This is a genomic window from Sandaracinus amylolyticus, from assembly GCF_000737325.1.
Classification (GTDB): Bacteria; Myxococcota_A; Polyangia; order Polyangiales; family Sandaracinaceae; genus Sandaracinus; species Sandaracinus amylolyticus.
This window is the reverse complement of sequence record NZ_CP011125.1, coordinates 6,180,950-6,205,039: the sequence shown is the minus strand read 5'-3', so window position 1 is coordinate 6,205,039 and position 24,090 is coordinate 6,180,950. Positions and strand designations below refer to the sequence as shown.

Annotated in this window: 23 protein-coding genes; 6 read left to right on the top strand and 17 right to left on the bottom strand. The window is 72.1% G+C overall.

What is annotated here, in order from left to right:
- The first annotated feature begins 101 nt into the window (after nucleotides 1-101).
- Nucleotides 102-305 (top strand): hypothetical protein, encoded by a 204-nt coding sequence (locus tag DB32_RS26145; protein WP_053235362.1) that lies wholly within the window; start codon nucleotides 102-104, stop codon nucleotides 303-305.
- A gap of 65 nt (nucleotides 306-370) precedes the next feature.
- On the opposite strand, the gene DB32_RS26140 is transcribed toward DB32_RS26145, so the two are convergent.
- The gene (locus DB32_RS26140) at nucleotides 371-3,076 is read right to left on the bottom strand and encodes a glucosidase family protein (RefSeq protein ID WP_053235361.1); all 2,706 of its coding nucleotides are present in this window, start codon (nucleotides 3,074-3,076) and stop codon (nucleotides 371-373) included.
- Between the two features lie 103 nt (nucleotides 3,077-3,179).
- Between DB32_RS26140 and DB32_RS26135 the strand changes: the two genes are divergently transcribed.
- A complete protein-coding gene (locus DB32_RS26135) occupies nucleotides 3,180-3,500 on the top strand; it encodes a hypothetical protein (RefSeq protein ID WP_053235360.1) in 321 nt (106 codons plus the stop codon).
- Between the two features lie 9 nt (nucleotides 3,501-3,509).
- Here the strand turns inward: DB32_RS26135 and DB32_RS26130 are convergent, their stop codons facing one another.
- From DB32_RS26130 to DB32_RS45640, 7 genes are read right to left on the bottom strand one after another with little or no spacing between them, the layout of a single operon-like run.
- The gene (locus DB32_RS26130) at nucleotides 3,510-3,983 is read right to left on the bottom strand and encodes a hypothetical protein (protein ID WP_053235359.1); all 474 of its coding nucleotides are present in this window, start codon (nucleotides 3,981-3,983) and stop codon (nucleotides 3,510-3,512) included.
- A gap of 3 nt (nucleotides 3,984-3,986) precedes the next feature.
- Nucleotides 3,987-4,496, bottom strand: a complete 510-nt coding sequence (gene greB / locus DB32_RS26125; protein WP_053235358.1) for a transcription elongation factor GreB — start codon at nucleotides 4,494-4,496, stop codon at nucleotides 3,987-3,989.
- Between the two features lie 9 nt (nucleotides 4,497-4,505).
- Entirely contained in the window at nucleotides 4,506-5,141 is a 636-nt protein-coding gene (locus DB32_RS26120) for a response regulator (RefSeq protein ID WP_083457779.1), read from the bottom strand.
- Between the two features lie 39 nt (nucleotides 5,142-5,180).
- Nucleotides 5,181-6,044 (bottom strand): SAM-dependent methyltransferase, encoded by an 864-nt coding sequence (locus DB32_RS26115; protein WP_169791556.1) that lies wholly within the window; start codon nucleotides 6,042-6,044, stop codon nucleotides 5,181-5,183.
- A complete protein-coding gene (locus tag DB32_RS26110) occupies nucleotides 6,041-6,772 on the bottom strand; it encodes a hypothetical protein (RefSeq protein ID WP_053235355.1) in 732 nt (243 codons plus the stop codon). Before DB32_RS26110 ends, DB32_RS26115 begins: the two co-directional genes overlap by 4 nt.
- Complete coding sequence (locus DB32_RS26105; RefSeq protein ID WP_053235354.1) at nucleotides 6,769-8,073, bottom strand: ATP-binding protein; 1,305 nt, start codon at nucleotides 8,071-8,073, stop codon at nucleotides 6,769-6,771. Before DB32_RS26105 ends, DB32_RS26110 begins: the two co-directional genes overlap by 4 nt.
- Nucleotides 8,074-8,075: 2 nt before the next feature.
- Nucleotides 8,076-8,411 carry a hypothetical protein gene (locus DB32_RS45640; protein ID WP_053235353.1) on the bottom strand — a complete coding sequence of 112 codons (336 nt, stop codon included), beginning with the start codon at nucleotides 8,409-8,411 and terminating at the stop codon, nucleotides 8,076-8,078.
- A gap of 114 nt (nucleotides 8,412-8,525) precedes the next feature.
- On the opposite strand from DB32_RS45640, the gene DB32_RS26095 reads away from it, so the two are divergent.
- Entirely contained in the window at nucleotides 8,526-9,341 is an 816-nt protein-coding gene (locus tag DB32_RS26095) for a Dyp-type peroxidase (RefSeq protein ID WP_053235352.1), read from the top strand.
- Here DB32_RS26095 and DB32_RS26090 read toward each other — a convergent pair.
- From DB32_RS26090 to DB32_RS49660, 3 genes are read right to left on the bottom strand one after another with little or no spacing between them, the layout of a single operon-like run.
- Nucleotides 9,320-10,171, bottom strand: coding sequence for a 5-oxoprolinase subunit C family protein (locus DB32_RS26090; protein WP_053235351.1), 852 nt, complete (start codon nucleotides 10,169-10,171; stop codon nucleotides 9,320-9,322). The genes DB32_RS26095 and DB32_RS26090 overlap by 22 nt on opposite strands.
- A complete protein-coding gene (locus tag DB32_RS49665) occupies nucleotides 10,168-10,755 on the bottom strand; it encodes a 5-oxoprolinase subunit B family protein (protein ID WP_075097630.1) in 588 nt (195 codons plus the stop codon). Before DB32_RS49665 ends, DB32_RS26090 begins: the two co-directional genes overlap by 4 nt.
- The gene (locus tag DB32_RS49660) at nucleotides 10,752-11,441 is read right to left on the bottom strand and encodes a 5-oxoprolinase subunit PxpA (RefSeq protein ID WP_075097629.1); all 690 of its coding nucleotides are present in this window, start codon (nucleotides 11,439-11,441) and stop codon (nucleotides 10,752-10,754) included. The genes DB32_RS49665 and DB32_RS49660 overlap by 4 nt, the downstream gene beginning before the upstream one ends.
- Nucleotides 11,442-11,539: 98 nt before the next feature.
- Between DB32_RS49660 and DB32_RS26080 the strand changes: the two genes are divergently transcribed.
- Both DB32_RS26080 and DB32_RS26075 read left to right on the top strand, forming a co-directional pair.
- Entirely contained in the window at nucleotides 11,540-13,084 is a 1,545-nt protein-coding gene (locus DB32_RS26080; RefSeq protein WP_053235350.1) for a 3,4-dehydroadipyl-CoA semialdehyde dehydrogenase, read from the top strand.
- A 66-nt stretch (nucleotides 13,085-13,150) separates the two neighbouring features.
- Nucleotides 13,151-13,729, top strand: a complete 579-nt coding sequence (locus DB32_RS26075) for a Uma2 family endonuclease (protein WP_053235349.1) — start codon at nucleotides 13,151-13,153, stop codon at nucleotides 13,727-13,729.
- Between the two features lie 65 nt (nucleotides 13,730-13,794).
- Here the strand turns inward: DB32_RS26075 and DB32_RS26070 are convergent, their stop codons facing one another.
- Complete coding sequence (locus DB32_RS26070; RefSeq protein WP_053235348.1) at nucleotides 13,795-15,699, bottom strand: peptide MFS transporter; 1,905 nt, start codon at nucleotides 15,697-15,699, stop codon at nucleotides 13,795-13,797.
- Nucleotides 15,700-15,831: 132 nt separating this feature from the next.
- Here DB32_RS26070 and DB32_RS26065 point away from each other — a divergent pair, with 132 nt between their 5' ends.
- On the top strand, nucleotides 15,832-18,243 hold the full coding sequence (locus tag DB32_RS26065) for a caspase family protein (protein WP_053235347.1): 2,412 nt from the start codon (nucleotides 15,832-15,834) through the stop codon (nucleotides 18,241-18,243).
- A gap of 364 nt (nucleotides 18,244-18,607) precedes the next feature.
- On the opposite strand, the gene DB32_RS26060 is transcribed toward DB32_RS26065, so the two are convergent.
- The 5 genes from DB32_RS26060 to DB32_RS26040 form a co-directional block, all read right to left on the bottom strand.
- Nucleotides 18,608-20,617: a DUF3604 domain-containing protein gene (locus DB32_RS26060; RefSeq protein WP_053235346.1), complete on the bottom strand. Its 2,010-nt coding sequence runs from the start codon at nucleotides 20,615-20,617 to the stop codon at nucleotides 18,608-18,610.
- The gene (locus DB32_RS26055) at nucleotides 20,617-21,561 is read right to left on the bottom strand and encodes a HupE/UreJ family protein (RefSeq protein WP_053235345.1); all 945 of its coding nucleotides are present in this window, start codon (nucleotides 21,559-21,561) and stop codon (nucleotides 20,617-20,619) included. The genes DB32_RS26060 and DB32_RS26055 overlap by 1 nt, the downstream gene beginning before the upstream one ends.
- The gene (locus DB32_RS26050) at nucleotides 21,558-22,370 is read right to left on the bottom strand and encodes a peptidyl-prolyl cis-trans isomerase (RefSeq protein ID WP_157069394.1); all 813 of its coding nucleotides are present in this window, start codon (nucleotides 22,368-22,370) and stop codon (nucleotides 21,558-21,560) included. Before DB32_RS26050 ends, DB32_RS26055 begins: the two co-directional genes overlap by 4 nt.
- A gap of 196 nt (nucleotides 22,371-22,566) precedes the next feature.
- A complete protein-coding gene (locus DB32_RS26045; protein WP_053235343.1) occupies nucleotides 22,567-23,538 on the bottom strand; it encodes a MerR family transcriptional regulator in 972 nt (323 codons plus the stop codon).
- Entirely contained in the window at nucleotides 23,511-23,906 is a 396-nt protein-coding gene (locus tag DB32_RS26040; RefSeq protein ID WP_053235342.1) for a thiol-disulfide oxidoreductase DCC family protein, read from the bottom strand. The genes DB32_RS26045 and DB32_RS26040 overlap by 28 nt, the downstream gene beginning before the upstream one ends.
- Nucleotides 23,907-24,090: the final 184 nt, after the last annotated feature.

Sequence of the window (24,090 nt, the reverse complement as noted above, 5' to 3'; positions counted from 1 at the left end):
AGGACTGCTGCGCGACGGTCAGAGACAATGCCCTCGCGAGGATTGACGGCCGACTCCGGACGGTCCAACACTCGCGCCCGAAGGCACGCGGAGACAGCTCGATGGACGACACCAAGAAGTTCGAAGATCGCCTCGCGAAGTACGACCAGGAGTGGACCGGTCCGAAGCTGCACGTGCTCCTGATCGTCACGCTGGCCATCGCGATCGCGGTCATCTACACCATCGCGTCGTGGCGTAGCGGCGACTTCACGTGGGACCCCACGGCACACGACCCGGGTCACGAGATCGAGCCCTCGGGCTGGTGAGCCGAGCCCCCCTCGGGGCAAGCGATAAGGGCGCTACGGATTCCGTAGCGCCCTTCTTCGTTCCGTCAGAGCGCGACGCGGAGCACGCGCAGCTCGGCGATGTTCACGCGCGCGAACGGGCCCTCGCGGCCACCGACGTTCGCGGTGTACGACGCGAAGTGCTGGAACGCGCTCATGTTGACCGTGTCCTCGTCGGCGGTGATCACGAACCGATAGGTGCGTCCCGCCTCGAGCCGCACGCGCGCGAGCGTGCTCTCGCCCCAGCGGTCCCACGCGCCCATGTGCGGCATCGCGAGCACGCCCTGCGCGACCATCGCGCCCGTGGTCGCGTCCTCGACGACGATGCGCTTCACCGCGGCGGTGATCCCGGTGTCGATGGGCCCGCCGTTGCCGTACAGCGTCTGGAGGAAGTACTCGCCGGTCGCCGTCGGCGTGAAGCCGGACACCTCGATGCGGTGCCCGTCGTCGCCCCAGCCCTGGTGGTGGAAGCGGCCGTAGTGCGTGATCGGCGAGCCACCCGTCACGGTGAACGTGCTCGCGTCGAAGGTGCGCACGCGCTCGTTGCCCGCGCCCCAGTCGCAGCTCGGCGGCGAGTGCTGCGAGCACGTGCCCGACGACGTGAAGCACGCCTCGACGGCCCAGCAGTGCGTCGTCGTCGCGCCGTCGGTCGCCTCGTCGAGGTACGAGGTGCTCGTGCCCGCGAGCTCGTCGGCCACGCGCACGCCATCGCGATAGATCGCGACGCGCAGCGTGCTCGTGTCGTCGCCGCCGAGCGCGTACTGCACGCGCACACGGTCGCCCTCGTGCGCGAGGCCGGTGATCGCCGGCGTGCGGGGGCCGAAGATCGCACGCCAGTCCGACGGGTCGTCGAGCGTCGTGATCTCGTGGCCGCCGCCGCTCGATGCCGCGCGGAGCTCCACCTCGACCCGCGCGCGCGCGCCGAGCTCGTCCTCGGTGATCGCGCGCTCGCCGATCGCGGCGCCATCGAGCAGCACGCGCGCGATGGTGTAGTTGCCCACGGTGCGCTCCTCGGGCAGTCGCACGACGACGTCGAGCACGTGACCGCGCCACACGACGTTGCGCAGCACGAGCGTTCGCGCGCTGTCGAAGAGCGTCTCGCGCATCACGCGCGTGATCCACGGGCGCACGCGCAGTCCCTCGTCGCTCGCCTCGAGACCGAAGATCACGTGGTGGACCATCGCGAGGTAGCCCGCGACCGACCACAGCTGGCGCTGCGAGTTCACGACGGGGCCGCTCATGTCGCCCTCGGAGACGAACGGCGAGCCGGTCGCGATCTCGAGGTTCTCCATGTTCGAGAGGTTCAGTGCCGCCGCGCGCATCAGCGAGCGCACCGCGCGATCACCGGCCGCGTCGTGGTCGGCGTGGCGCGCCGCGCGGAGCCAGTACGCGGTCACGAACGGCCACTCCGCACGGTTGTGATAGATGCGCGTGTGCTGCTGCTGCGGGTGCACGACGGGCGCGGCACCCGGGCCGAGGTGCGGGTACGTCGAGAGGATGCGGTCCGCCTCGTCGTTCGTCGCGACGTCGCTGAGGATCGCGAGCGACTCGCCGAGCAGATCGAAGCGACGCACCGGCGAGGGATCGAGCGCGGTGGTGACGTACGTCGAGAACAAGCTCTCGTCCTCGAGCCAGAAGCGCGCGTGGATCGCGGTGCGCAGATCGCCCGCCCAGTCGCGCCAGCGCGAGGCGCTCGTCGTGTCCCCGGCCTCCTCGGCGAGCGCGGCCGCGAGCTCGATCGCGCGCAGGTGCAGCACGTTCGTCGAGAGCGTCTTGCTCATCCCGATGTGCGCGAGCGCGGGCGCGCCCGGCGCGTTGACCCACGCGGGATAGGTCTGCTCGCGCCAGTCGAGGAACGACTGCTCGCCGCGGTAGAGCCCGTCCTCGGGGTCGAAGATCGTCTCGCGGTCGCGCTCGATGGTGTTCCGCAGCGCGCGCAGCGTCGTCTCCGCGAAGGCATCGTGATCGGCGGGCGCGATCCAGCGGAGCAGCTCCTCGGCGCCGAGCGCCCACGCGACTCGATCGGTCGACATCGGCCACGACCCGCCGGTGCCGGTGTCCTGGACGATCTCGGTGCCGCCGCCGGTGCGGCGGTCCGATACTTTGAACAGCAACGAGTTGCACGCGCGCAGCGGGTCCAGCGCGGCGAGCCCGAGGTCGACCGAGTACGCGGTGTCGCGCGTCCACACGTAGTTCCAGATGCGTCCGGTCTCGAAGCAGCCCTCGGTGCCGCAGGGCACGGACGCGCCGTCGTCGAACGCGTAGTCGCGGATCGAGTCCACCGCGTTCTCGCGCGCCTCGTCGATCGCGAGCGCGTGCAGCGCGTCGAAGAGATCGTTGCCGGTGCGGACCGAGGGCGCGCCTTCGCGCTCGACGATCGTGCGCGGGCTCGGGATCGGCGGCGCCGCGGGCGAGTTGTCGCGGCGTACCGCGGTCGACGAGAGGTAGTAGGTGCGCTGGCAGGCGTTGCGGTCTTCGATCGTCACGCGCGCCGTGCCGAGCGCGTCGGTGAGCATCGTGACGGTCTCGTCGCTCTCGAGCTCCGGCGTGAGACACCCCGGGGGCCCTGCGTCGAGCGGGCCGGCGTCGGTGCCGGCGTCGAGCACCTCGAGCGGCGCGTCGACCTGTGCGTCGCGTGGCACGCGCGCGTCGGGCGCGCCGGCATCGCGCGACGGGGCGTCGTCGTCGCCGCAAGCGGCGAGCAGCGCCAGGAGGGCGATCGATGGGAGGACGCGCGCGCTCGACAGCATCATGGGCTCACCTCACGAACGGGACGGCGCTGGTGACTCAGGTCATCGTGACGGTGGCGATGCTGCAGGTTTCCGCGATGTTGCGCAAGCGATAGGCTCCGCGGTGATGAGCCCACGCGACCAGCTCGTGTGCGTGTTGCTGGTGCCCGTGATGGGCGCGCCGCTCGTGCCCATCGCGCTGGGCCGGCTGCGCGATCGGACACGCGGCGCGACGCGCGCGGCGTGGATGGCGGTCGCGTGGATCTGGTTCTTCGCGTGGCTCGCCGGCGACGCGACGGGATTCGTGCTCTGGGGGCGCGACATCGCGCTCCTCGCGATCCGCAGCCGCGGGCCGATCGTCGAGCTCGACGCAGCGTGCGTCGTGCTGTGGGCGCAGCTCGTGGTCGGCTCGGCGTGGATCGCGCGGCGCGTGGTGTACGACCGCTGACGCGCGTGCTCAGCGCGCGAGACGCGCGAGGGTCTGCGTGGGGAAGGGCGGCACCGGCGCGCGCCGCACGACGAGCTGCACGCCCCTCGACCACTCGACGCCGTCGAGCTCGATCGAGTCGATCTCGTGCAACTCCGGCGCGGCGGTCCCACGTCCGGGATCCGCCGACGCGACGTCCGCACCGATCATCCAGCGGCCCACGCGCACACGCCGCACATCGCGCGCTGCGAGCACGACGCGCACGACCTCGCGCGTCCTCGCGTGCTCGGCCTCGCCCCAGTCGCACGCGCAGTGGCCCACGCGAAAGACGAACAATGCGTCGGCGCCCTTCGAGAACGCTGCGAGCGTGCTCCGCTTCGTCGGAGCGATGGCGTCGAGCACGACGCCCGTGGACGCGGCGACGACCCGTGCGACGTCGGCGTGCACGTCGCCGGCGCGCATGTCGTCGCGGATCTCGACGGCGAGGTACGCGAAGTAGCACATGCGTCAGCGGTAGATCACTTCGACGATCGTGAGCTTCCGGCGGCCGCGCGGGGTGTCTACCACGACCTCGTCGTCGACGCTCTTGCGCAGCAGCGCCGCGCCGATCGGGGAGCGATACGAGATGCGGCCGCGCTGCGCGTCCGTCTCGTGCTCGCCGACGAGCTGGTACGTGAACGTCTCGCCCGCGTCGTCCTCGAGCACGACCGTCGCGCCGAAGAACACGGTGTCGCCGCGATCGACCGCCGGATCGACGACCATCACGGCCTCCAGGATCTTGCGCAGGAAGCGCATGCGGCGATCGATCTCGCGCAGCCGCTTTTTGCCGTAGATGTACTCCGCGTTCTCCGAGCGATCGCCCTCCGCCGCAGCGTCGGACACGCCTTGCACGACGCGCGGGCGCTCGACGCCGCCGAGGTGCTCGTACTCGTTCTTCAGCCGCGCGAACCCCTCGGGCGTCGTGTACACCGGGCCGGCGGGCTTCTTCTCGTCGTCGTCTTCGCTCGACGCGCTCACGCGCGCATCCTACCGCCGTTCCGGCACCGTGCCCGGCGCGAGCGGAAGGCCCACCGCGCGCTCGAGCACGGCGCGCGCGACCGCCTCGAGCGATGCCGCGCGGGCCTTGTGCAGCAAGCTGCGCGTCTGGCTCTTCAGCGTGTTCTCGGTGACGCCGAGGATCACCATCACGCCGTCGCGCGAGTGGCCCGCGACCACGAGCGTCACGATCTCGCGCTCGCGCGGCGTGAGCCCCCACGCGGTCGCGAGCTCGTCGATCACCTGCGCGACGCGCGCGTCGGGATCGCGCGCGATCGCGCTCTCGACGAAGCGCAGCACGTTGTCGGGGCCGAAGGGCTTGAACGCGAACTCCGCGCGCAGCGCCTGCGCGCGGTTCGCGAGCGCGCGGCTGTCCTGGCCCGTGACGACGAGCGCCGGAAGATCGTCCCAGCGCTGGCGAATGTCCGCGAGCAGCTCGAGCCCCGAGCCGTCCGCGAGCCCGACGTCGATGATCACGGCGATCCAACCCTCGCGGCCGACCCCATCGAGCTCGGCGAGCGCATCCGCGCGTGTGCTTCGTATGACGACCTCGGCGTGTCTGCGCACGACGCGCGCGACGGCTTCGGCCCCGTGTGGATCGTCCTCGACCACCAAGACGCGTTTCATGATGTCGGTTCGAGAGTAGACGATGCGCGCGCGCTGTCGTCATCCCTTTCGACGCCACGCCATCGAGCGATAGCGGATCGCTCCACGCGCGAGTGCATCACGAAGTCGCGCGTGTCGCTCGACGCCCTCGTGATCCGCGGTGGTCGTGCGGATCCACGCGATGCTGAGATCCCAGAAGCGCAGCGCGCGCGGCGCGAGATCGTCGTCGTGCACGCGATCGAGCCCGGCGCGCGAGGCCGCTCGGGCGTACTCCGGCTCGGGGCCGATGCGCGTGCGCCATCGCGCGTCGAACCACGCGCGCTCGTCGTCGTCACCGACGAAGCAGTCGACGACGTACAGCACGCCGCCCGGGCGCAGGCATGCGCTGGTCGCGCGCATCCATCGCGCGCGATCGAAGTAGCAGGACGACTCGATCGCGATCGCGGCATCGAAGCGCTCGTCGGGCGGCGCGTGAGCGTCGCGGTGCTCGAACCGGACGCGTTGGGCGACGCCGGCCTCGCGCGCGAAGCGAGCTGCGATCGCGACGTGCGAGCGCTCGTTGGTGATCGCGACGACGTCGTGCCCCGCGCTCGCGAAGTAGAGCGCGCTGCCTCCGAGGCCGCAGCCGACGTCGAGGATCCGCGCGCCTGCGGGCAGCGCGAGTGTGTCGCGGACGTGATCGAGCAAGCGCTCCTGCGCGCGCGTCATCGCGAGGCGGAGGTCGTGCGCGCCGTCGTGGTCGTCGTCGACGAGCCCGGTGTGGAAGTGTACGCGCGGGCCGGGACCGTACTTGCGCAGGATGCTCTCGGTCTTGTCGCGGTAGTACGCAGCGACGGGATCGCGCGGTCGCGCGGGTCGCAGCGCGCGCGGACGAGCGGTCGGCTGCGGTGGAGGCGGAGGAGCGCTGCGCGCCGCGGCGCTCACGAGACGGACCTCAAGCGCGCGGTGATCGGCGCGCACGCGCCGGCGAGCGAGGGGAGGTCGATCGCGCGCGCGCGATCGAGGAGCGCGTCGGCCCATCGTGCGAGCGCGCGGCGATCGTCGTCCGGCAGCGTGGTGACGCGCGGGTCGTCGCTGCGGAGGTCCTCGGCGACGAAGCCCGCCGTGCCGAGCGCGGTGCCGACCTCCGCGGCGTGCTCCGCGAGCTCGGTGCCGCACCACGCCGCGCGCAGGTACGCGCCGTACTGGAGGCCGCCCATCGCCTCGGCGATGCGCTGCGTCGTCACGAGATCGAAGCGCTGCGTCCGCACCTCGACGTGCTGCAGCGATGCGGCGCGCACGAGATCGCGACCGATCGCGCGCAGCGTCTCGCGATCGACGTCACCCGCGCCCGACCACGTCGACCACGCGGCGTTCTGGAGCGCGAACTGCGCGCACGGCCCGACGCGGTGCGCGGGCTCGAGGTACGTGCAGTCTCCGTCCGCGAGATCGTCGGCGAGATTGCCCGCGGCGAACGAGAAGAACGCCCCTGCGGCACGCGCTCGCGCGCGCGCCGCGTCCACGCCCGACTCGACGCACGCCGCGTAGACGAACCCGAGCGGCCCGGTGCGCGCCGCGTCGAGGCAGCGCACGAGATCGCGCTCCGTCGCCGGCTCGAGCTCGAGCGCGACGATCCACGCGAGCGCCTCGCGGTACACCGCGCCTTCGCTCATGCGCTCGCTCCGCTCGCGCGAGGCAGCACGAGCCGCACGACCGCGCCGCCGGTGCGTGCGTTGTGTCGCTCGATCCAACCGCCGCTCGCGCCCGCGAGACGATCGACGGTGAAGAGACCGAGCCCGGTGCCCTCCGGCTTCGTCGAGCGGAACCCGGTGATCGGCGCGTCGAGGTGATCCTTCGCGAAGCCCGGCCCGTCGTCCTCGACGCACACGATCGACATCGCGGGATCGACCATCTCCTCGACGATCACGCGCACGCGCGCCGCGCTCCTCGCGCCGTCGCCCTCGCACGCGTTGACGAGGAGGTTCGAGAGCATGCGCTCGAGCGACGTCGCGCCGCCGTCGACCTCCACCGACACGTGCTCGCGGCCGTTCGGCACGATCGCGAGATCGACGTGGCGGAAGCGTCCGCCGACGAGCTCGAGCGTGCGCTGCAGCACCGGCTCCAGCGCGACCGGCTCGCGGCTCGGCGACGACGAGAGCGTGGGGCGCGTGATGTCGATCGCCGAGCGCAGCGCGACGCGAGCGCGATCGAGCTCGCGCTCGGTGTCGGCCGACACGCGATATCCCGCCGCCGCGCTCTCGAGCGCGGAGAGCGCGCCCATCAGTGCGTTGCGGACGTCGTGAGCGCGGGCCTGGGCGTCGACGAGGATGCCGCGCACCTCGTCGGCGCGACGCGCGCGCTCGCGCGCGAGCTGTGCCTCGAGCGCTTCCCTCAGGTGCTCGCGCTGCGCGCGCAGCCGCTCGCTCCGCACCGTCGCCCAGCCGAGCATCATCCCGCCCACCACGCCCGCGGGGCCGGTGATCGAGAGCACGACGAGCTGGGTGCTGCTCGTCGCGAGCGTCGCGGCGATCGCGAACGCGAGCGCGTCCGCGATCGCGACGAACGGATGCTGCAGCGTCGAGCGCGCCTGGTATCCGTGCACCATCGCGGTCGTCACGATCATCGCGCCGAACACGGGCGCCGCACGATCCGACGCGAACACGACGAGCGCGGCCGCGACGAACGCGACGCACCACGTGCCGACGAGCAGCGCGATCGGTGCCGCGCGTCGCGCGAGCGTGCCGCGCACCCACGCGAACGAGAGCGCGAGCAGGAGCAGCATCACCGGGCCCGTCGCGGCGAGGAGCGCGCCGCCGCGCAGCTCGAGGAACGCGCGCACGCCGGGCGAGAGCGCGTCGACCGCGACGAGGCCGAGCACCCACACCGCGATGATCGCGACCTGTCCCGGCGAGAACGCCGCGCGCAGGAGCTCGGGGTCGAGCTGCTTCGACCAGTCGTCGAGTCGACGGAGCATGGTCAGGTGATCGTCACGTACCAGCCGCTCTTCTCGTTGATCGCGTTCGCGTCCGCGGCGGCTTGCTCGTAGCGCGCCTGCAGCTCGCGCATCGTGTCGGGGTGACCGCGTCGGACCACGTCGATCTTCACCTCTCCGCCCGCGAGCACGACGTGCATCGCGTCGAAGACGGGCCGCAGCGCCTCGGCGACCGCCATCTTCCCGAGCGGGCCCTCCATCACGCCGAGCGACATCAGCCGACGCAGGTAGTCGAACGTCGAGTGCGTGAGTGGATAGTTGACGAGCTGCGGTCCACCGCTCGTGGGCGAGCCTGGATTCGCGGGATCTCCGTACGACATGAGGGCTCCCTCCGGCTTTCAGAGAAGACGTGATCGAACATCACGACGGTAGTCGATTGGTATCGCCCTGCGGGGTGATTGCCGGCCGATCGCTGCGGAGGGCACAGCCATCGAGTGCGCGATCCACGTCCGCAGCCCGCGCTGTTCCACGGTCCTGGCGCGCACGCGGCGGTCGTCGTGTGGCGCGCGCGTGACGGCGTGTCCACCGCGTTCCTGCGCATGCGCGCGACGGCGTTGATCGATCGCAGCGTGCTCGTCGCGATCGCGCCGCCGCTCCTCGACGCGCACGAGCGCGAGGCGCTGCCGGCGGAGCGCGTGCTGCCGCGCGCGCACGCGGGGCGCACGATGCCTTCGACGCGGGGCTCCGTGCTCGTGCAGATCGCGAGCGACGAGCGCGACGGGTTGATCGAGGCGCTCCGACGCGCCGACGCGCTGCTCGGGACGATCGCGGATCGCGACGAAGAGATCGAAGGAGGCTGGCCGCACGATCGCCGCGAGCCCTTCGGGTTCCGCGAGCCGCGCGTGCCGACGCACGACGACGTGCGCGCGGCGCTGGTGCACGAGGGCCCGCTCGAGGGCGCGACGTTCCTGCTGCACCAGCGCTACGTCCAGCATCGCGCGCGCTTCTTCGCGCGCCGCGAGGCCGATCGCGAGCGCGTGGTCGGGCGTACCACCGAGGGCGTTGCGATCTCCGACGCGCCGCAGCGCGCGCACGTGCGTCGTGTGCACCAGCACGCGATGGTGCGTCGCGGGTTCCCGTATCGCGCGTGGGGCGATGAGGGGCTCGTCTACGTCGCGATCGCGCGCGCACCGGAGATCTTCGAGCAGACGCTCGACGCGATGCTCGGTGCCCGCGATGGGATCACCGACGCGATGCTCGACTACGTCGAGGCGATCGGCGGTGGGCTCTACGTCGTGCCGCCGCTCTGACCCAGCAACACGCGCGCATGGTCGATCGTGATCGCGGCGAAGCGCACGTCGCGACCGAGCGGGATCGCGTGGAAGCGATCGAGATCCACGCGCGCGATCACCGCGACGACGGGATAGCCGCCGGTCGTCGGATGATCGACGCCGAGCACGATGGGCTCGCCGCCCGGTGGGAGCTCGATCGCGCCGGCGATCATCGGCGTGGTGCGCGCGCTGGGCGCGCCTTCGCGCCACGGGACTGTCGCGCCCTCGAGCCTCGTGCCGGTGCGATCGCTGCGCGTCGAGAGCCGCCACGCGCGCGACGTGAGGACGTCGATCGCGCGCGGCGCGTACGCGGCGAGATCGGGCCCCGCGACGATCCGGATCGGACCTTCGTGCGCGAGCCAGGGACGCGCGCGCACGTTCGTCATCGGCTCGCTTTCCGCGCGCAGCACGTCGCCGCGCCGCAGTGAACGACCTTCGAGACCGCCGATGCGCGCGGCGACGAGCGTCCCTCGACCTCCGAGCACGCGCGGCACGTCGATCCCGCCACGCAGCGCGACGAAGCGCGCGCGGCGCGCGCCGTCCCACGCGAGCTCGACGCGCTCCCCGTCACGCAGCGTCCACACGCGCGCGTCGTCGTCCGCGAGCATCACGTCGCCGCGCGCCACGAGCGTCATCGCCCCGTAGCGCTCGATGCCCGCGGCGTCGCCGGGATTGCCGAGCGCGCGGTTCGCAGCGGAGAGCGCGCTCGCGATCAGCGCGCCGCCGCGCGGCACACCTTCGCGCAGCCGGCCCGGGCGTCCTCCGTCCTGCACGAACGCGAGGCCCACCACGCGCTCGATCTCGATCATCCGACGCGCTCGAAGCGGACGCGATCGCCGATCGCGAGGCGAACGTGATCGCCGTCGAGCGGCGCGAAGCACGGCGCGCGCCCGACGAGGCGCCATCCTCCCGGTGAGCTCCACGGATAGACGCCGGTGAACCCGCCTGCGAGCGCGAGCGCGCCAGCGGGCACGCGCGGCCGCGGCGAGTCGCGCCGCGGGATCGCCGCGAGCGCCGGATCGAGCCCGCGCAGGTACGCGAAGCCGGGCAGGAACCCGACGAAGCTCACCTCGTACACGACGCGCGCATGGCGCTCGATCACCTCGTCGCGATCGAGCCGCGCGAGCGACGCGATCTCTTCGAGATCCTCGCCGTCGTAGATCACGTCGATCACGTGCTCGCGCGTCGTGCGAGGCGCGACGTGCGCGATCCGCGATGCGAGATCGTCGAGCTCCGGCGGCGCACCCTCGAAGAGCACGCACACGTGAGACTCGCTCGCGTGCGCGTCGAGCACGCCGGGCATCGAGACGAGCGCGTCGAGCATCGCCCGTCGATCGAGCGCCGCGGGCACCTCGATGCGCACGGCGCGCTCGCCGAGCGGCTCGATCCTCACGACGTCCCGAGCGCGTCGAGCGTCTCGCGCACCGCGCGTGCGATCGCGAGCGCGCCCGGGGTGTCGCCGTGCACGCAGATCGTGTCGACGTCACCGGACGTCGCGAGCGCGCGTGCCTGGCCCGCGGCGCGCACGGGATCTTCGATCAGCGCGCCCGGCTGTCCGCGCGGGATCAGCGATCCATCCGCGCGCATGCCGCGATCGGCGAACCCCTCGCGCTCGTAGCTGCCCCCAGCCCCGCGCGCCGCGTGCTCGAGGGCGCTGTCGCCCGGCCCGAGGATCGCCACCGGCCCGAGCTCGGCGCGGATCGCACGCACGCACGCCGCGGCGATCGACGGATCCTTCGCTGCATCGTGATACAGCGCGCCGTGCAGCTTCGCGTGCTCGATCGCGATCCCGACGCGCTCCGCGACGACACGCAGCGCGCGGCACTGCGCTGCGATCGAGGTCTCGAGCGCCTCGGTCGCGAGCGCGATGCGACGACGCCCGAAGCCCTCGCGGTCGGGGTACGACGGATGCGCGCCCGCACGCACGTGGTGCTCGCGACACGCGCGCAGCACGCGCTCCATCGAGCGCGCGTCGCCCGCGTGGCCGCCACATGCGACGTTCAGCGCGTGCGCGATCGCCCAGAGCGCCTCGGGCTCGCTCTCCATCTCACCGGCGTCGACGTTCAGCAGCGGGCGCATCGCGGCATTCTACGCGCTTCGCGCGTGAGTTTTTGCATGGCCGTCGCTCCATCGCGGGCGGCAGGCTCCACGGCCCTCATCGAGCGGCGGAGGACGAGATGATCACGCTGAAGAGCTATCTGCGCGGCGAGTGGGTCGCGGGCACCGGGCGCGCCACCACGCTCGTGAACCCCACGACCGAGGAGCCGATCGCGGAGGCGAGCACGCAGGGCCTCGATCTCGGCGCCGCGCTCGAGTTCGCGCGCACCAAGGGCGGCCCCGCGCTCCGCGCTGCGACCTTCGCCCAGCGTGGCGCGTGGCTCGACGCGATCTCCAAGGCGCTGCACGCGCGCCGCGACGCGCTGCTCGACGAGTCGATCGCGAGCTGCGGCACGACGCGCTCCGATGCGAAGTTCGACGTCGACGGCGCGATCGGCACGCTCGCGTACTACGCGGGGCTCGGCAAGAAGCTCGGCGAGACCACGACGATCCTCGAGCCCGCCGAGCAGCTCACGAAGAGCGCGCGCTTCTTCGGCGCGCACGTGTGGACGCCGCGCGAGGGCGTCGCGGTGCACGTCAACGCGTTCAATTTCCCGGCGTGGGGCCTCGGCGAGAAGCTCGCCGTCGCGCTGCTCGCGGGCGTGCCGGTGATCAGCAAGCCCGCGACCTCGACCGCGCTGCTCGCGATGCGCGTCGCCGAGGCGATCGTCGACGCGAACGTGCTCCCGCCCGGCGCGTTCCAATTCGTCGCGGGCAGCACCGGTGATCTGCTCGACAAGCTCGGCCCGCAGGACGTGCTCGCGTTCACCGGCTCCGCGGACACCGGTGCGAAGCTGCGCGGCGGCAAGGGCCCGGTGGAGCGCTCGGTTCGCGTGAACGTCGAGGCCGACAGCCTGAACAGCGCGGTGCTCGGGCCCGACATCGAGCCCGGCAGCGACGTGTACGCGACGTTCCTGCGCGACGTCGTGCGCGAGATGACGCAGAAGACGGGGCAGAAGTGCACCGCGACGCGCCGGATCTTCGTGCCCGCCGCGGTGATCGATCGCGTGCAGGAGGACCTCGCCGAGCAGCTCGGCGCGATCAAGATCGGCGACCCCGCGCGCGATGAAGTGCGCATGGGCCCGCTCGCGACGAAGCAGCAGCACGAGGACTTCCGCAGCGGCGTCGCGAAGCTCGTCGCGTCGGGCGCGCGCGTGGTGCACACGCGCGAGGTGAGCGAGCCGAAGGGCTACTTCGTCGCGCCGACGCTCCTGCGCGCGGATGCGCCCGCGAGCGCGACCGCGGTGCACGCGCACGAGGTGTTCGGCCCTTGCGCGACCCTGATGCCCTACGCGGAGATCGCCGAGTGCGTGAAGCTCGTCGCGATGGGCGAGGGTGGTCTCGTCGCGAGCGTGTACGGCGACGATCGCGCGCTGCTGCGCGAGCTCGTGCTCGGCATCGCGCCGTGGCACGGCCGCGTCGTGATCGCGTCGAGCAAGGTCGCGGATCAGTCGATCGCGCCGGGCATGGTGCTGCCGTCGTGCGTGCACGGCGGCCCCGGTCGCGCGGGCGGCGGCGAGGAGCTCGGCGGCGAGCGCGGGCTGCGGTTCTACATGCAGCGCACCTCGATCCAGGCCGACCGCGCGCTGATCGACAAGATGTTCGAGCAGGCGAAGCCCGAATGATCGTCGCGATGTTCGCGATGTACCTGGTGATCTCGCGGCGCTGAGCGCGGTGCTACGATCGCGAGCATGGAGCCTGCTCGCAAGACGCGGTTCACCGAGGACGAGTACCTCGCGATCGAGCGCGCGAGCGAGCAGAAGCACGAGCTGATCGACGGCGAGATCTACGCGACGGCGGGCGGCACGCCCCGCCATGCTCTCGTCTCCGTCAACGTGGCGACCGCGCTGAGCAACGCGCTCCGCGATCGCCCGTGCGTCGTGCTCTCGAGCGACCAGCGCGTCGCCGTGCGCTCGACCGGGATGTACACGTACCCCGACGTGACCGTCGTGTGCGGCACCTCGCGCTTCCACGACAAGGACGCGAATACGCTGATCAACCCGACGCTGATCGTCGAGGTGCTCAGCAGCGGGACCGAGACCCACGATCGCGGCGCGAAGCTCGCGCACTATCGACGGCTCGACTCCGTGCAGGAGGTCCTGCTCGTCGTGCCCGAAGAGCGTCGCGTCGAGACGCATCGGCGGATCGAAGGCGGTCAGTGGATCTCGTCGCCGCTCGATCCTGCGAGCGCGCCGCGCATCGAGCTCGCGAGCATCGACGTCGCGCTCGCGTGGGACGACGTCTACGCGAAGGTCGAGCTCCTCGGGTGACGAAACGCGAAGAGCCCGCGGCGCATGCGCCGTGGGCTCTTCGTTCGTCCGCGTCGTCGCGCGCGTCAGCTCTTCTTCTCGGGCACCGGCTCGTGCTCGTGCATCCACTTCTTCACGAGCGGCGTCAGCGCGGCGAGGATCGCCGCGGCCACGAACGACGCGATCGCGATCTTCACGAACACGTCGCCGTAGACGTGCAGCGTCTCGCTGGGCGGCGGGATCACCTGCGCGCCCTCCGCGCCCTCTTCGTGGCTCACGCCCGTCAGCATCGCGATCAGGCCCGCGAGGTACTGCGAGAACGCGGTCGCGAGGTACCACGCGCCCATCATCGTCGCGACCATGCGCGCCGGCGCCATCTTGCTCACCATCGAGAGCCCGACCGGCGACAGGCACAGCTCGCCCGTGGTGTGCAGCAGGTACGCGAGCACCAGCCACGTCATGCCGACCATGCCGCGCCCGTCCGCGCTCTGCGTGCCGAACCACAGCACCGCGAAACCCGCGCCGAGCTGCACGAGCCCGAGCACGAACTTCGCGGGCGTCGACGGCTCGATCTGGCGCTTCGCGAGGAAGCCCCACAGCGCCGTGAACACGAGCCCGAAGAGCAGGATGAAGATCGGGTTCGCCGCCTGGAACACCGACGCCGGCACCTCGCCGCCGTCGACGCCCATCCCGACGTGCTCCTCGGTGATCGTCCACGTCGCGCGCACCTCGGTCTCGCCGCGCTCCTGCGCTTCCTGGCGCGCCGTCGCGAGCTGATCGAGCGTGAACACGCGCCCGCCCTGCGGATACCCGACCTGTTCCTGCGTGAGCACGAGCTCCATCGACTCGCCGACGTCCTCCTGCGTGATGACGCGCTCCTCGCTCACGCGATCGATGTTCCGATCGGTGAAGAGGTTGATCGAGCTCCCGGCCTGCTCGAAGAACGCCCAGAACAGCATCGAGAACACGCACATGATCAGGATGACGAAGAGCCGCTCGCGCTCGATCTTCGTCACGCGGAACGCCTCGAAGAGCACGTACGCCAGCGCGAGCGCGCCCACGACGAAGAGCACGTAGCCCGCGACCGTCGGGTTCGAGCAGAGCCACGCGAACACGGGCACGACCACCGTGATCACGCCGAGCACCATCGACACGTTGCGCCCGTACGCGGCCTTCGAGCGCGGCGCGCCCACGTGCTTCGGCAGCGCGCCGTTCGCGAGCGCCCACAGCGCGAGGCCCATCGCGACGAGCAGCGCGATCGCGACGAACACGTTCGGCCCGAGCACCCAGATCGTCTGCTGCGATCCGACGAAGAGCAGCGCGCCCGCCGAGGCGATCGAGCCGAGCCCGATCATCACCTGCGTCACGATCGTGGGCGCGACGAAGATCGCGAGGCCCACCATCATGCCGATCGTCGCGAGGCCGAACCCGTAGTGCCAGCCGTACGTCTGCCCGATGTAGCCGCAGAGCAGCGGCGCCATCGCCGCGCCGAGGTTCACGCCCATGTAGAAGATCGTGAACGCGCCGTCGCGGTTGGGATCGAGGCGCGGCACCGAGTAGAGCGAGCCGAGGATCGTGCCGATGTTCGGCTTGAAGAAGCCGTTGCCGACGATCAGCAGCGCGAGCGCGCAGAAGAACGCGTACTGGTCCTCGATCGCCATCACGAGGTGACCGAGCGCCATCAGCGAGCCGCCGATGATCACCGCTGCGCGCTGGCCGATCAGCTTGTCCGCGACGATCCCGCCGACGAACGGCGTCATGTAGACGAGCGCGGTGTACGCGCCGTAGACGCCGAACGCGCGGTTGTCGTCGTACCGGAGGAAGCCCGACAACATGTACAGCACGAGCAGCGCGCGCATGCCGTAGTAGGAGAAGCGCTCCCACATCTCCGCGAAGAACAGGACGAACAGCGCGGGGTGATGGCCGACTCGCTTCTCGAACGGGCTGATCGGCGTCTCGACCGCCTCCGCTCCAGTTGCCTGCACGCTCATGGATCCTCCGGAAGAAGCACCGGAAGTATCGCGGCGCCCCGCGTTTCACAAGCCTTCCTGTGACCAACCGAACGGGCAGGGGGCGCGACGAGCGTGGATGAAAGTTTCGCTCCCCCGCGCGTACGATGCGGCATGCACAGCCTCGTCGGGCGCGGCTCGGCCCTCGCGTCGGTCTTCTTGCTGGTCGCGTGCGGGAGCCGCGGCGATGCCGGGAGCGCGCCACCGCCGCCGACGCCGGCCGTCGCGACCGCGCCCGTGGGCGACGTGCTGCTCGACCGTGACGGCACGCTCGAGCCCACCGACCCGCGCGGTGTGAGCTCGTTCGTCGATCGCTTCGACGTGCCCGTCGCCGCAGGCGAGCACGTGCGCGTCACGCTCACGTCGAGCGCGTTCGATCCCGTGCTCGAGGTCACGCCGCCCCGCGGCGCGCCGCTGACGAACGACGACCTGCGCGGTGATCGCGCGCGCTCCGAGATCGAGCTCGTCGCGACCCAGGCTGGTGCGCTCAAGGTGCAGGTCACGAGCTTCGCGCCGAGCGCGCAGGGCGCCTACCACGTGCACGTCGAGCGCGTGCGCGTGCCCAGCACGCCGAGCGCGCCGCAGGTCGCCGCCGCCGAGCCCGCGCGCCGCCATCACGTGCTCGCCGGTGTGCTCTCGTCGCTCGCGCGTCCGCCGCAAAGCGCGGCGCAGACGCCGATGCCGCTGCGCGTCGGCGATCGCGCGAGCGGCACGCTCGCCCCGGGCGACACGACGCTCGACAGCGGTGAGCTCGCCGACGTCTACGTGCTCGACGTGAGCGCGCCGACCGACCTCACGATCCAGATGCAGTCGACGGCGCTCGACGCGTACCTCGTCGTCCGCGGCCCCGGCGATGTTGGTCCGAGCGCGCGCGAGTGGGAGAACGACGACAGCGGCGGCACGCGCGACGCGTCGGTGTCGATCCCGCAGGCCGCGCCCGGCCAGTACCGCGTCTTCGCGACGACGTTCCGCGCGGGCATGACCGGCGCGTACGAGCTCAAGGCGCTGAGCACGCGCGACGGCGCGAGCACGGGCGCGACGACGACGACCGCCGCCGAGCAGGTGATCGCGGGCGAGCTCGCCGCCGGTGATCGCGCGCTGGTCAGCGGCGAGCTCTCCGACGAGCATCGCTTCACGTGGCCGGTCGGCACCGCGGTGCACCTCGAGGCGCGCTCGAGCGCGTTCGACACCTATCTGATCCTCCACACGCCCGGCGGGCAGCAGCGCGACAACGACGATCAGTCGCCCGGCGTGCTGAACGCGGCGATGGACTTCGTGGTGCAGGAGCCCGGTGAGCACCGCGTGCTCGTGACGAGCTATCGCCCCGGCGAGACCGGACGCTACGAGCTCGTCGTGCGTGGCGGTGGCGCGGCCCCGACCGCGCCCAGCGCGCCGCCGCCGACGACCGTCGCGTCGCAGCCCACCGCGGGCCAGCCGATCCGCGGCGCGCTCGCCGCCGGCGACGCGACGCTCTCGAGCGGTGAGTTCGCGGACACGCACCGCATGACGTTCACCGCGGGCCAGCCGGTGAGCATCCGCGTCGAGTCGAGCGCGTTCGACACGTACCTGATCGTCCGCTCGCCGAGCGGTCGCCAGCAGGACAACGACGACCTCCAGCCCGGCGTGCTGAACAGCGGCATCGACATCCCCGCGGCGGAGGCCGGCGAGTACCAGGTGCTCGTCACGAGCTATCGCCCCGGCGAGACCGGCGCGTACGTGCTCACCACGTCGGCGGGCACCACCACGACGCCGCAGCCCGGCCCGGGCACGCCGCCCGCAGCGCCCGGCGTCGGCTCGGGCTCGCGCGTGTGGGTGCTCAGCGTCGGCATCAGCGACTACCCGGGCGGCGCGAACGATCTCCCGGAGTGCGCGAACGACGCGGTGAAGATCGCCGAAGCGCTTCGCAACCAGGGCCTCACCGCGCCGGATCGCGAGTTCCTCCTCACCGACGGGCGCGCGACGACCGCCGCGATCCGCGACGCGATGCAGCGCATCACGTCGCAGATCCGGCCCGACGACACGTTCGTCTTCTTCTACTCGGGCCACGGCGGACAGAACGAGTCGCGCAGCAGCGACGCGCGCGAGCTCGACGCGATCGACGAGTACCTCTTCGTGCACGACGGGCCGCTCCTGGACGACGAGCTCGGCCGCATGATGGACGCGGTGCGCGCGCGCACCGCGCTCGTCGCGATCGACGCGTGCTTCGCGGGCGGGTTCGCCAAGGACGTCATCACGCGCCCGGGCGTGGTCGGTCTCTTCTCGTCGGAGGAGGACGTGACGAGCGCGGTCGCCTCGCAGTTCCAGGCGGGCGGATACCTGTCGCACTTCCTGCGGCTCGGCATCCAGGGCGAAGCGGATCACGATCCGCGCGACCGCGTGATGACGGTCGGCGAGCTGACGCACTACGTGTGGCAGCAGTACGGCCGCCACGCGAGCGACGTGCGGATGGGCATGGGCTACCAGCAGCTCGTCGTCGACCGCGGCGCGGTGCGCGCGACCCAAGAGCTCTGGCGCAACGACCGCTGACGCGGTCGTCGCGACCACACGAGCGAGCCTCACGTCGCGTCGCGACGGTCGCGCGCATCGCTCGAGCAGTCGCGAGCATCGCTGGTGTGGTCGGGGCACGCCGCTCGAGCGGTCGAGGGTGACCGCTCGAACGGTCGGATCCGACCGTTCGTGAAAACATGCCGAATTGTCCGAGGATTTGCAGGATCTCGCGCGCGAATTCGCGCTCGGAATCGGAAATTCCTCTGAGGAGAGCAGGAATGCAGGAGGGAGAGACGGAGCGAGGTGGTTCGATCACGCCGCAGGAGACGACAGAGCACGCGCGCGCGCTCTCTCTCTCCCCTCCTGAACCTCCTGCTCTCCTTAGCGGAATCTCCTCTCCTCCTCAGCGCGGGGTCCACCACACCGGCGACGTCCACGCGCGCTCGCGGATCACGTGGCGCGCGCGATCGCCGCAGCACACCGCGCGCGGATCGTCCGCGTCGATCGTCGCGCAGTCGACGCCCGACTCCGCGCAGACGTAGTGGCTCCATCGGCACGTCGGCACCTCGAGCACGCGCGCGTAGACGAACGCCGGGCGCGACGCATCGAGCTCGCTCAGCGTGTGCACCGCGCACAGCTGATCCGATCCGCCCGCGGGCGGCGCGCACGTCGTCGCGTCGGGGCCCTCGGTGATCTCGCTGCCCGCGACGTCGATCACGCGCTCGCGCGTCGTGCCGTCCGCCTCGAGCGTGCCGATCACGAGCTGGATCCGCTCGAGCGGCGCGCCCATCGGATCACGCTGCGCCGCGATCACGATGCGCGGTGTGCCCGCGCTCGTGTCGACGTCGCCGCCCATCGGCACGCCGCGCTCGTACCCGATGCGCGCGAGCTCCGCGCTCGCGCACGCGTCGTCCGGGATCTGCGCGCCCGCGAACGCGCGCACCACGATGCGCGTGCCGCTCGTCGCGTAGGTCTCGCGACGCCGCAGCGCCGCGAAGATCGAGTCGCGCGAGTTCTCCTCGGCCCACACCACCGCGAGCCCGCCGGGCGACACCGTGAGCCCGCGGATGAGCACGCCGGGATCGACGTCGAGCTGCTCGCTCGCTTCGTCCTCCGAGTCACCGAGGTGCCCGCGGAAGCTCGACTCGTCGACGCCTCCCGCGAGCGACTGGTGCGTGTCGGTGCTGCCGACGAAGCCCACCTCGAACGGGTTCGCGCCGACGCGCGCGCGCTCGATCAGACCGGTGCGCAGCGCGCCGCGCGCGAAGTCACCGCCCGAGACGCAGCCGCCGAGGAACCCGATGCCGCCGCCCTCGCTGCAGCTCTCGACGCACGCCTCGGGATCGTCGGGCAGCCCGCGGCACACCGACGGATGCAGCTCCTCGAAGCGACAGAGCTCGTCCTCGCTGCCGAGCGGATCGCCGCGCGTGTCGAGGCACTCCGAGCTGCCCTTGTGCTGGTAGAGCTCCATCAGCGGCTCGAGGCGCGCGCGTCGCTCCGCGTCGGCGCGGTCGTAGGGCGTGCCGTCGTCGCGCACCGGCACGAACATCGAGCCCGCGCCGAGGTTCCCGTTGTGCGGGATCGCGAGCACGTCGCACGGCGCGGTGCCCTCCGGCGTCGACTGCTCGAGACAGCCCGCCTCGAGCGCGTCCCAGAGGCGCTCGGGCGTCCACGCCTCGACGTAGCTCACCGGCAGGCGCGGCACCGAGCGCGTGCGGAAGAGGACGTTGCGATGGATGTTGTCGCCGCCCGCCGAGCCGGTCCATTCGTACGCGACGAACGTCGTGAACGAGCACGCGTCGCTGCGGTCGTACGCGTCCTCGGCGGCGTCGTTCATCTCCTGCCACACGTCGCCGAGCTCGCTCGCGCAGAGCGTCGGATCGGTCCCGCACACGCTCGGGCGTCGCGGCGGCGCGAACGCGAGCGACGCGGTGAGCTCCCCGTAGTGCCCGCCGCGCCCGCGCCCTTCGCGCCAGGTCTCGCAGGTGCGCGACGTGAAGCCGGGCGAGCTCGGATCGGTGCAGATCGCGATCTCGCCGAGGAACTCGGAGTGATCGGTGATCGCCGCGAAGTCGAGCGGGCGCGCGAGCTGGAGCGTGCGCATCGGCCGTCCTTCCGCATCGTACGGAGGCAGACCGATCGGGAGGCCGCGCGCGAAGTCGTACGCGTCGCGCGGCCCGGTGCGCACGTCGTACGCGGCGGCGTCGAACGAGCGCGCGGTGTGCACGTGCAGATCGCCGAAGAGCGGGCGGCGCAGCGGGTCGCGCAGCGCGCAGGGCGCGCGCTCGTCGGGGAGCGCGATCAGCGTCGGGCCCGCGTCGGGCGGCCCTGCGTCGAGCTCGCCGACGGCATCGTCGTCGTCACCGCACGCGGCGAGCGCGAGCACGAGCAGCGTCGAGATCCATGTGCGCATCACGTCCCCAGCGCGGCGAGCCGCTCGAAGAAGAAGAACGAGGCGAGCGCGCCCATCCCGAGCGCACACGCGAGGCGCGCGCGCTCCACGCGCACGACGAGACCGATCGCGACCACGATCGCGACGAACGCGAGCTGACCGAGCTCGACGCCGACGTTGAACCCGAGCAGCGCCGGCACGATCGCATCGCTCGGCAGACCGACCTCGGCGAGCGCGCCCGCGAACCCGAGCCCGTGCAGCAGCCCGAGCCCACCGGCCGCGATCCACGGCGCACGCCGCACGAGCGATGCGCTCTCGGGCCGCGCGACCTCGCGCGCGAGCAGCACGATCGAGAGCGCGATGCACGCCTCGACCGGCGCCGCGCGCACGGTGACCACGTCGAGCGCCGCGAGCGCGAGCGTGATGCTGTGCCCGATCGTGAAGCTCGTGACCCCCGCGATCATCGCAGCGCGCGAGCGCACGACGAGCAGCAGCCCGAGCACGAAGAGGAGGTGATCGATGCCGCCCGCGATGTGCTCGACGCCGAGCCGCAGGTACGCGGTGATGCCGGTGTCGCGCGCGTCGAGGCGCACCTCGCGTGTGCCGTCGTCGAGCCGCGCGCGCACGATCGATCCGTCGGCGCGCTCGACGCGCACCGCGATCTGCACGCCGGTGCCCTCCATCCCGCGCACCGCGATCGTCTCGCCCCCGAGCCCGCCGCACGCGAAGCGCATCACGCGGCTCTCGCCCCCGGTGATCGCCGACACGAGCTCGCCGCGCGCGACGCAGCGCGACGGCATCACGACCTCTGCGCCCGTCACGCGCGTCTCGGTGCCCGAGAACCGGAACGACACGTCGACGTCCCCGCGCGCGTCCTCGCGCACGTCGAGCGCGCCGAACGCGAGCGGGTGCGCGTGCGCCGTCGATGCGATCAGGACGATCGCGATCACGAGCGCGACCCTCACTCGATCACCACGTCGTAGCTGGCGACGATGCGTGCGATCTCCGCGTCCACGAGCGCGGCGCGTCGCTCCTCGATCCACGCCGCGGCCACGCGCGCCCGCACGTCGTCGAGCGCGGGCATCCGCGCTTCCTCGCGCGCGATCACCCGCACGAGGTGCGCGCCGTACGTGCTCGCGATCGGGCCCGTCCATCCCTGCTCGGGCGTCATGTCGATCACCGCGCGCGCGAAGGCCGCGCCCATCTCCGCGGCGATGCGCGCCTCGCTGCTCGGTCCGATCGCGCGACCACGCACGAACGGGTCACCGCTCTCGATCGCGCCGGTGTCGAGCGCGGTGCGCGCATCCTCTTCGGCGCGCGCGCCGCGCAGGTCGCGCGCGAAGAGCACGTGCTCGAGGGTCACCCGCGCCGGCACGCGCAGCTCGTCCTCGTGCGCGCGCATCCATGTCTCGAGCGCTTCGTCGTCGGGCTCGGGCACGTGCACCGAGCCCGCGAGCATCAGCTCGAGCTTCTGCACCAGACGGCGCCGAACGATCGCGTCGCCCTCGTCGAGCCCGGCCGCGCGCGCCTCGCGCGAGAGCGCCTCCTCGCGCACGAAGTCGCGCACCAGCGCGTCCTCCTCGCGCGCATCGGGTGCCCGCCCGTGACGCTCCACGAAGCGCGCGCGCAGCCCCGCGACGAACGCATCGTCGACGACGATCGCGCGCGCTGCGCGCTCGTCCTGCAAGAGCGCGCGATCGATCGCGAAGATCACCGCGCCCGCCGCGACGAACCACACCAAGGGCTCGCGCGCCCACCGCCGCCACCGCTCCACGGCGGCGAGAGTAGCCGCAAAGAGCCCCACGTCGGCTCGCCCGCCGGCCCTACCGTCCGCGCGCTTCGCGCGCTCCCGTGCGGAACCTGCGGGACGAGCACTCCGGCAGAAAATCGGCTCGCCCGCCGGTCCCTACCGTCCGCGCGCTTCGCACGCTCCCGTGCGGGACCCGCGGGACGAGCACTCCGGCAGAACGCTACGGCTGCGCGCGCGAGAACCGGTGCGCTAGCTCCGCGTCGACCTCGTCGAAGTCGTGGAAGACGCGCACTCGCCGATCCGCGCTCGTGCTCGGATGTCCTTCGGGCGCGCCGACCCATACCTCGACGTCGTCCGCGAGCCGCCGCAGCTCCTCGGCGCAGCGACGCGCCTCCGTGCGCTCGAGGTCTCGCGCGAACCCGAGCAGCACGACGTCCGCGCCCGCACGCCGCACGGCGCCGCGCAGCTCCGACCACGGCACGTCGGGACCGAGGTGGATCGGCACCACACCGCGCGTCGACGCGAGCACGCCCGCGATCAACGCGCCGAGCTCGTGCTGGTGCGCCTCCGCCGCCGCGGTGACGATGCGCGGTGCGCCCGCGTCGGTCGCGCCCGCGCGCAGCAACGTGCCGAGCAGGCTCTTCGCCTGCCCCGAGATCACGTGCTCCTGCGCGATCGACATCGCGCCGTGCTCCCATCGCTCGCCCACCTCGCGCAGCAGCGGCGCGACGACCTCGAGCGCGAGCTCGCGCGGGCTCGTCAGCACGGCAGTGCGCGTGAGGATCTCGTCGGCGCGCCGCAGGTCGTAGCGCTCGACCGCGTCGAGGTACGACTCGATGATCGGCCACCACCGCCCGCGATGCGTCGCGCTCTCGCTCGGCTCGTCCTGGCGCGGCGTGCTCGAGAGCTTCTCGAGCTCGTCGTCGGGGAGCGCGCCGATCTCGCCGATCGCGTGCCCGCGCGAGACCGCCTCGCGCAGCAGCGTGAGGCGCCGGATCTCGCCGCTCGAGTAGCGGCGCACGTTGCCCTGCGTGCGCTCGGGGCGCACCGCGCCGTAGCGTCGTTCCCACACCCGGATCGTGTCCGCGGTCAGCCCGGTGAGACGCGTCACCACGCGCATCGGGTACGTCGCGGTGCCCTCGCGATCGTCGGCGCTCACCGGCTTCAGGCGACGTCCGTTGCCGCTCGACACGTGCCCTCCTCGCAGCGTCCGGTCCACTTCAAGCGGTTGCGCGCGAACGTCTCGTACGCGCGCTGGAGCAGCGCGTCGATCGGCCGCGCGCGCGTGATCCGCACCAGCGCGCCGAGCCCGATCGCCTCGTAGAAGCGCCGGAAGACCTCGACGCCGACGACCCACTCGCCGTCGGCCGTGCGCGCGTGGATGCGGTCCATCATCTCGCCGTAGCGTCGACCGAGCGCGTGCGCGTCGAAGCCGGGCGCGGCGATGTCGGTGAAGCGGACGCGACCGCGCCGGTCCAGACGTCGCAGGAGCTCGATCTCGCGGCGACACAGCGGACACGCGCCATCGAAGAAGACCTCGACCAGCCAGGCCTCGCGCATGCGCGCGACACTGGGGTCGCTCCGGCAGTCTCGTCGAGGGGGCACGGAGCGAAGGTATTTCGATCGCCATCAGAAGAAAACGTGGACACGGCGTCGACGCCGATCGGGACCCCTTTACACGCGCGAGGGGTCGCCCCACGGATTGTCGTAGGTCTCTCTCCCAACGTGCCATCCCAACGCAGTG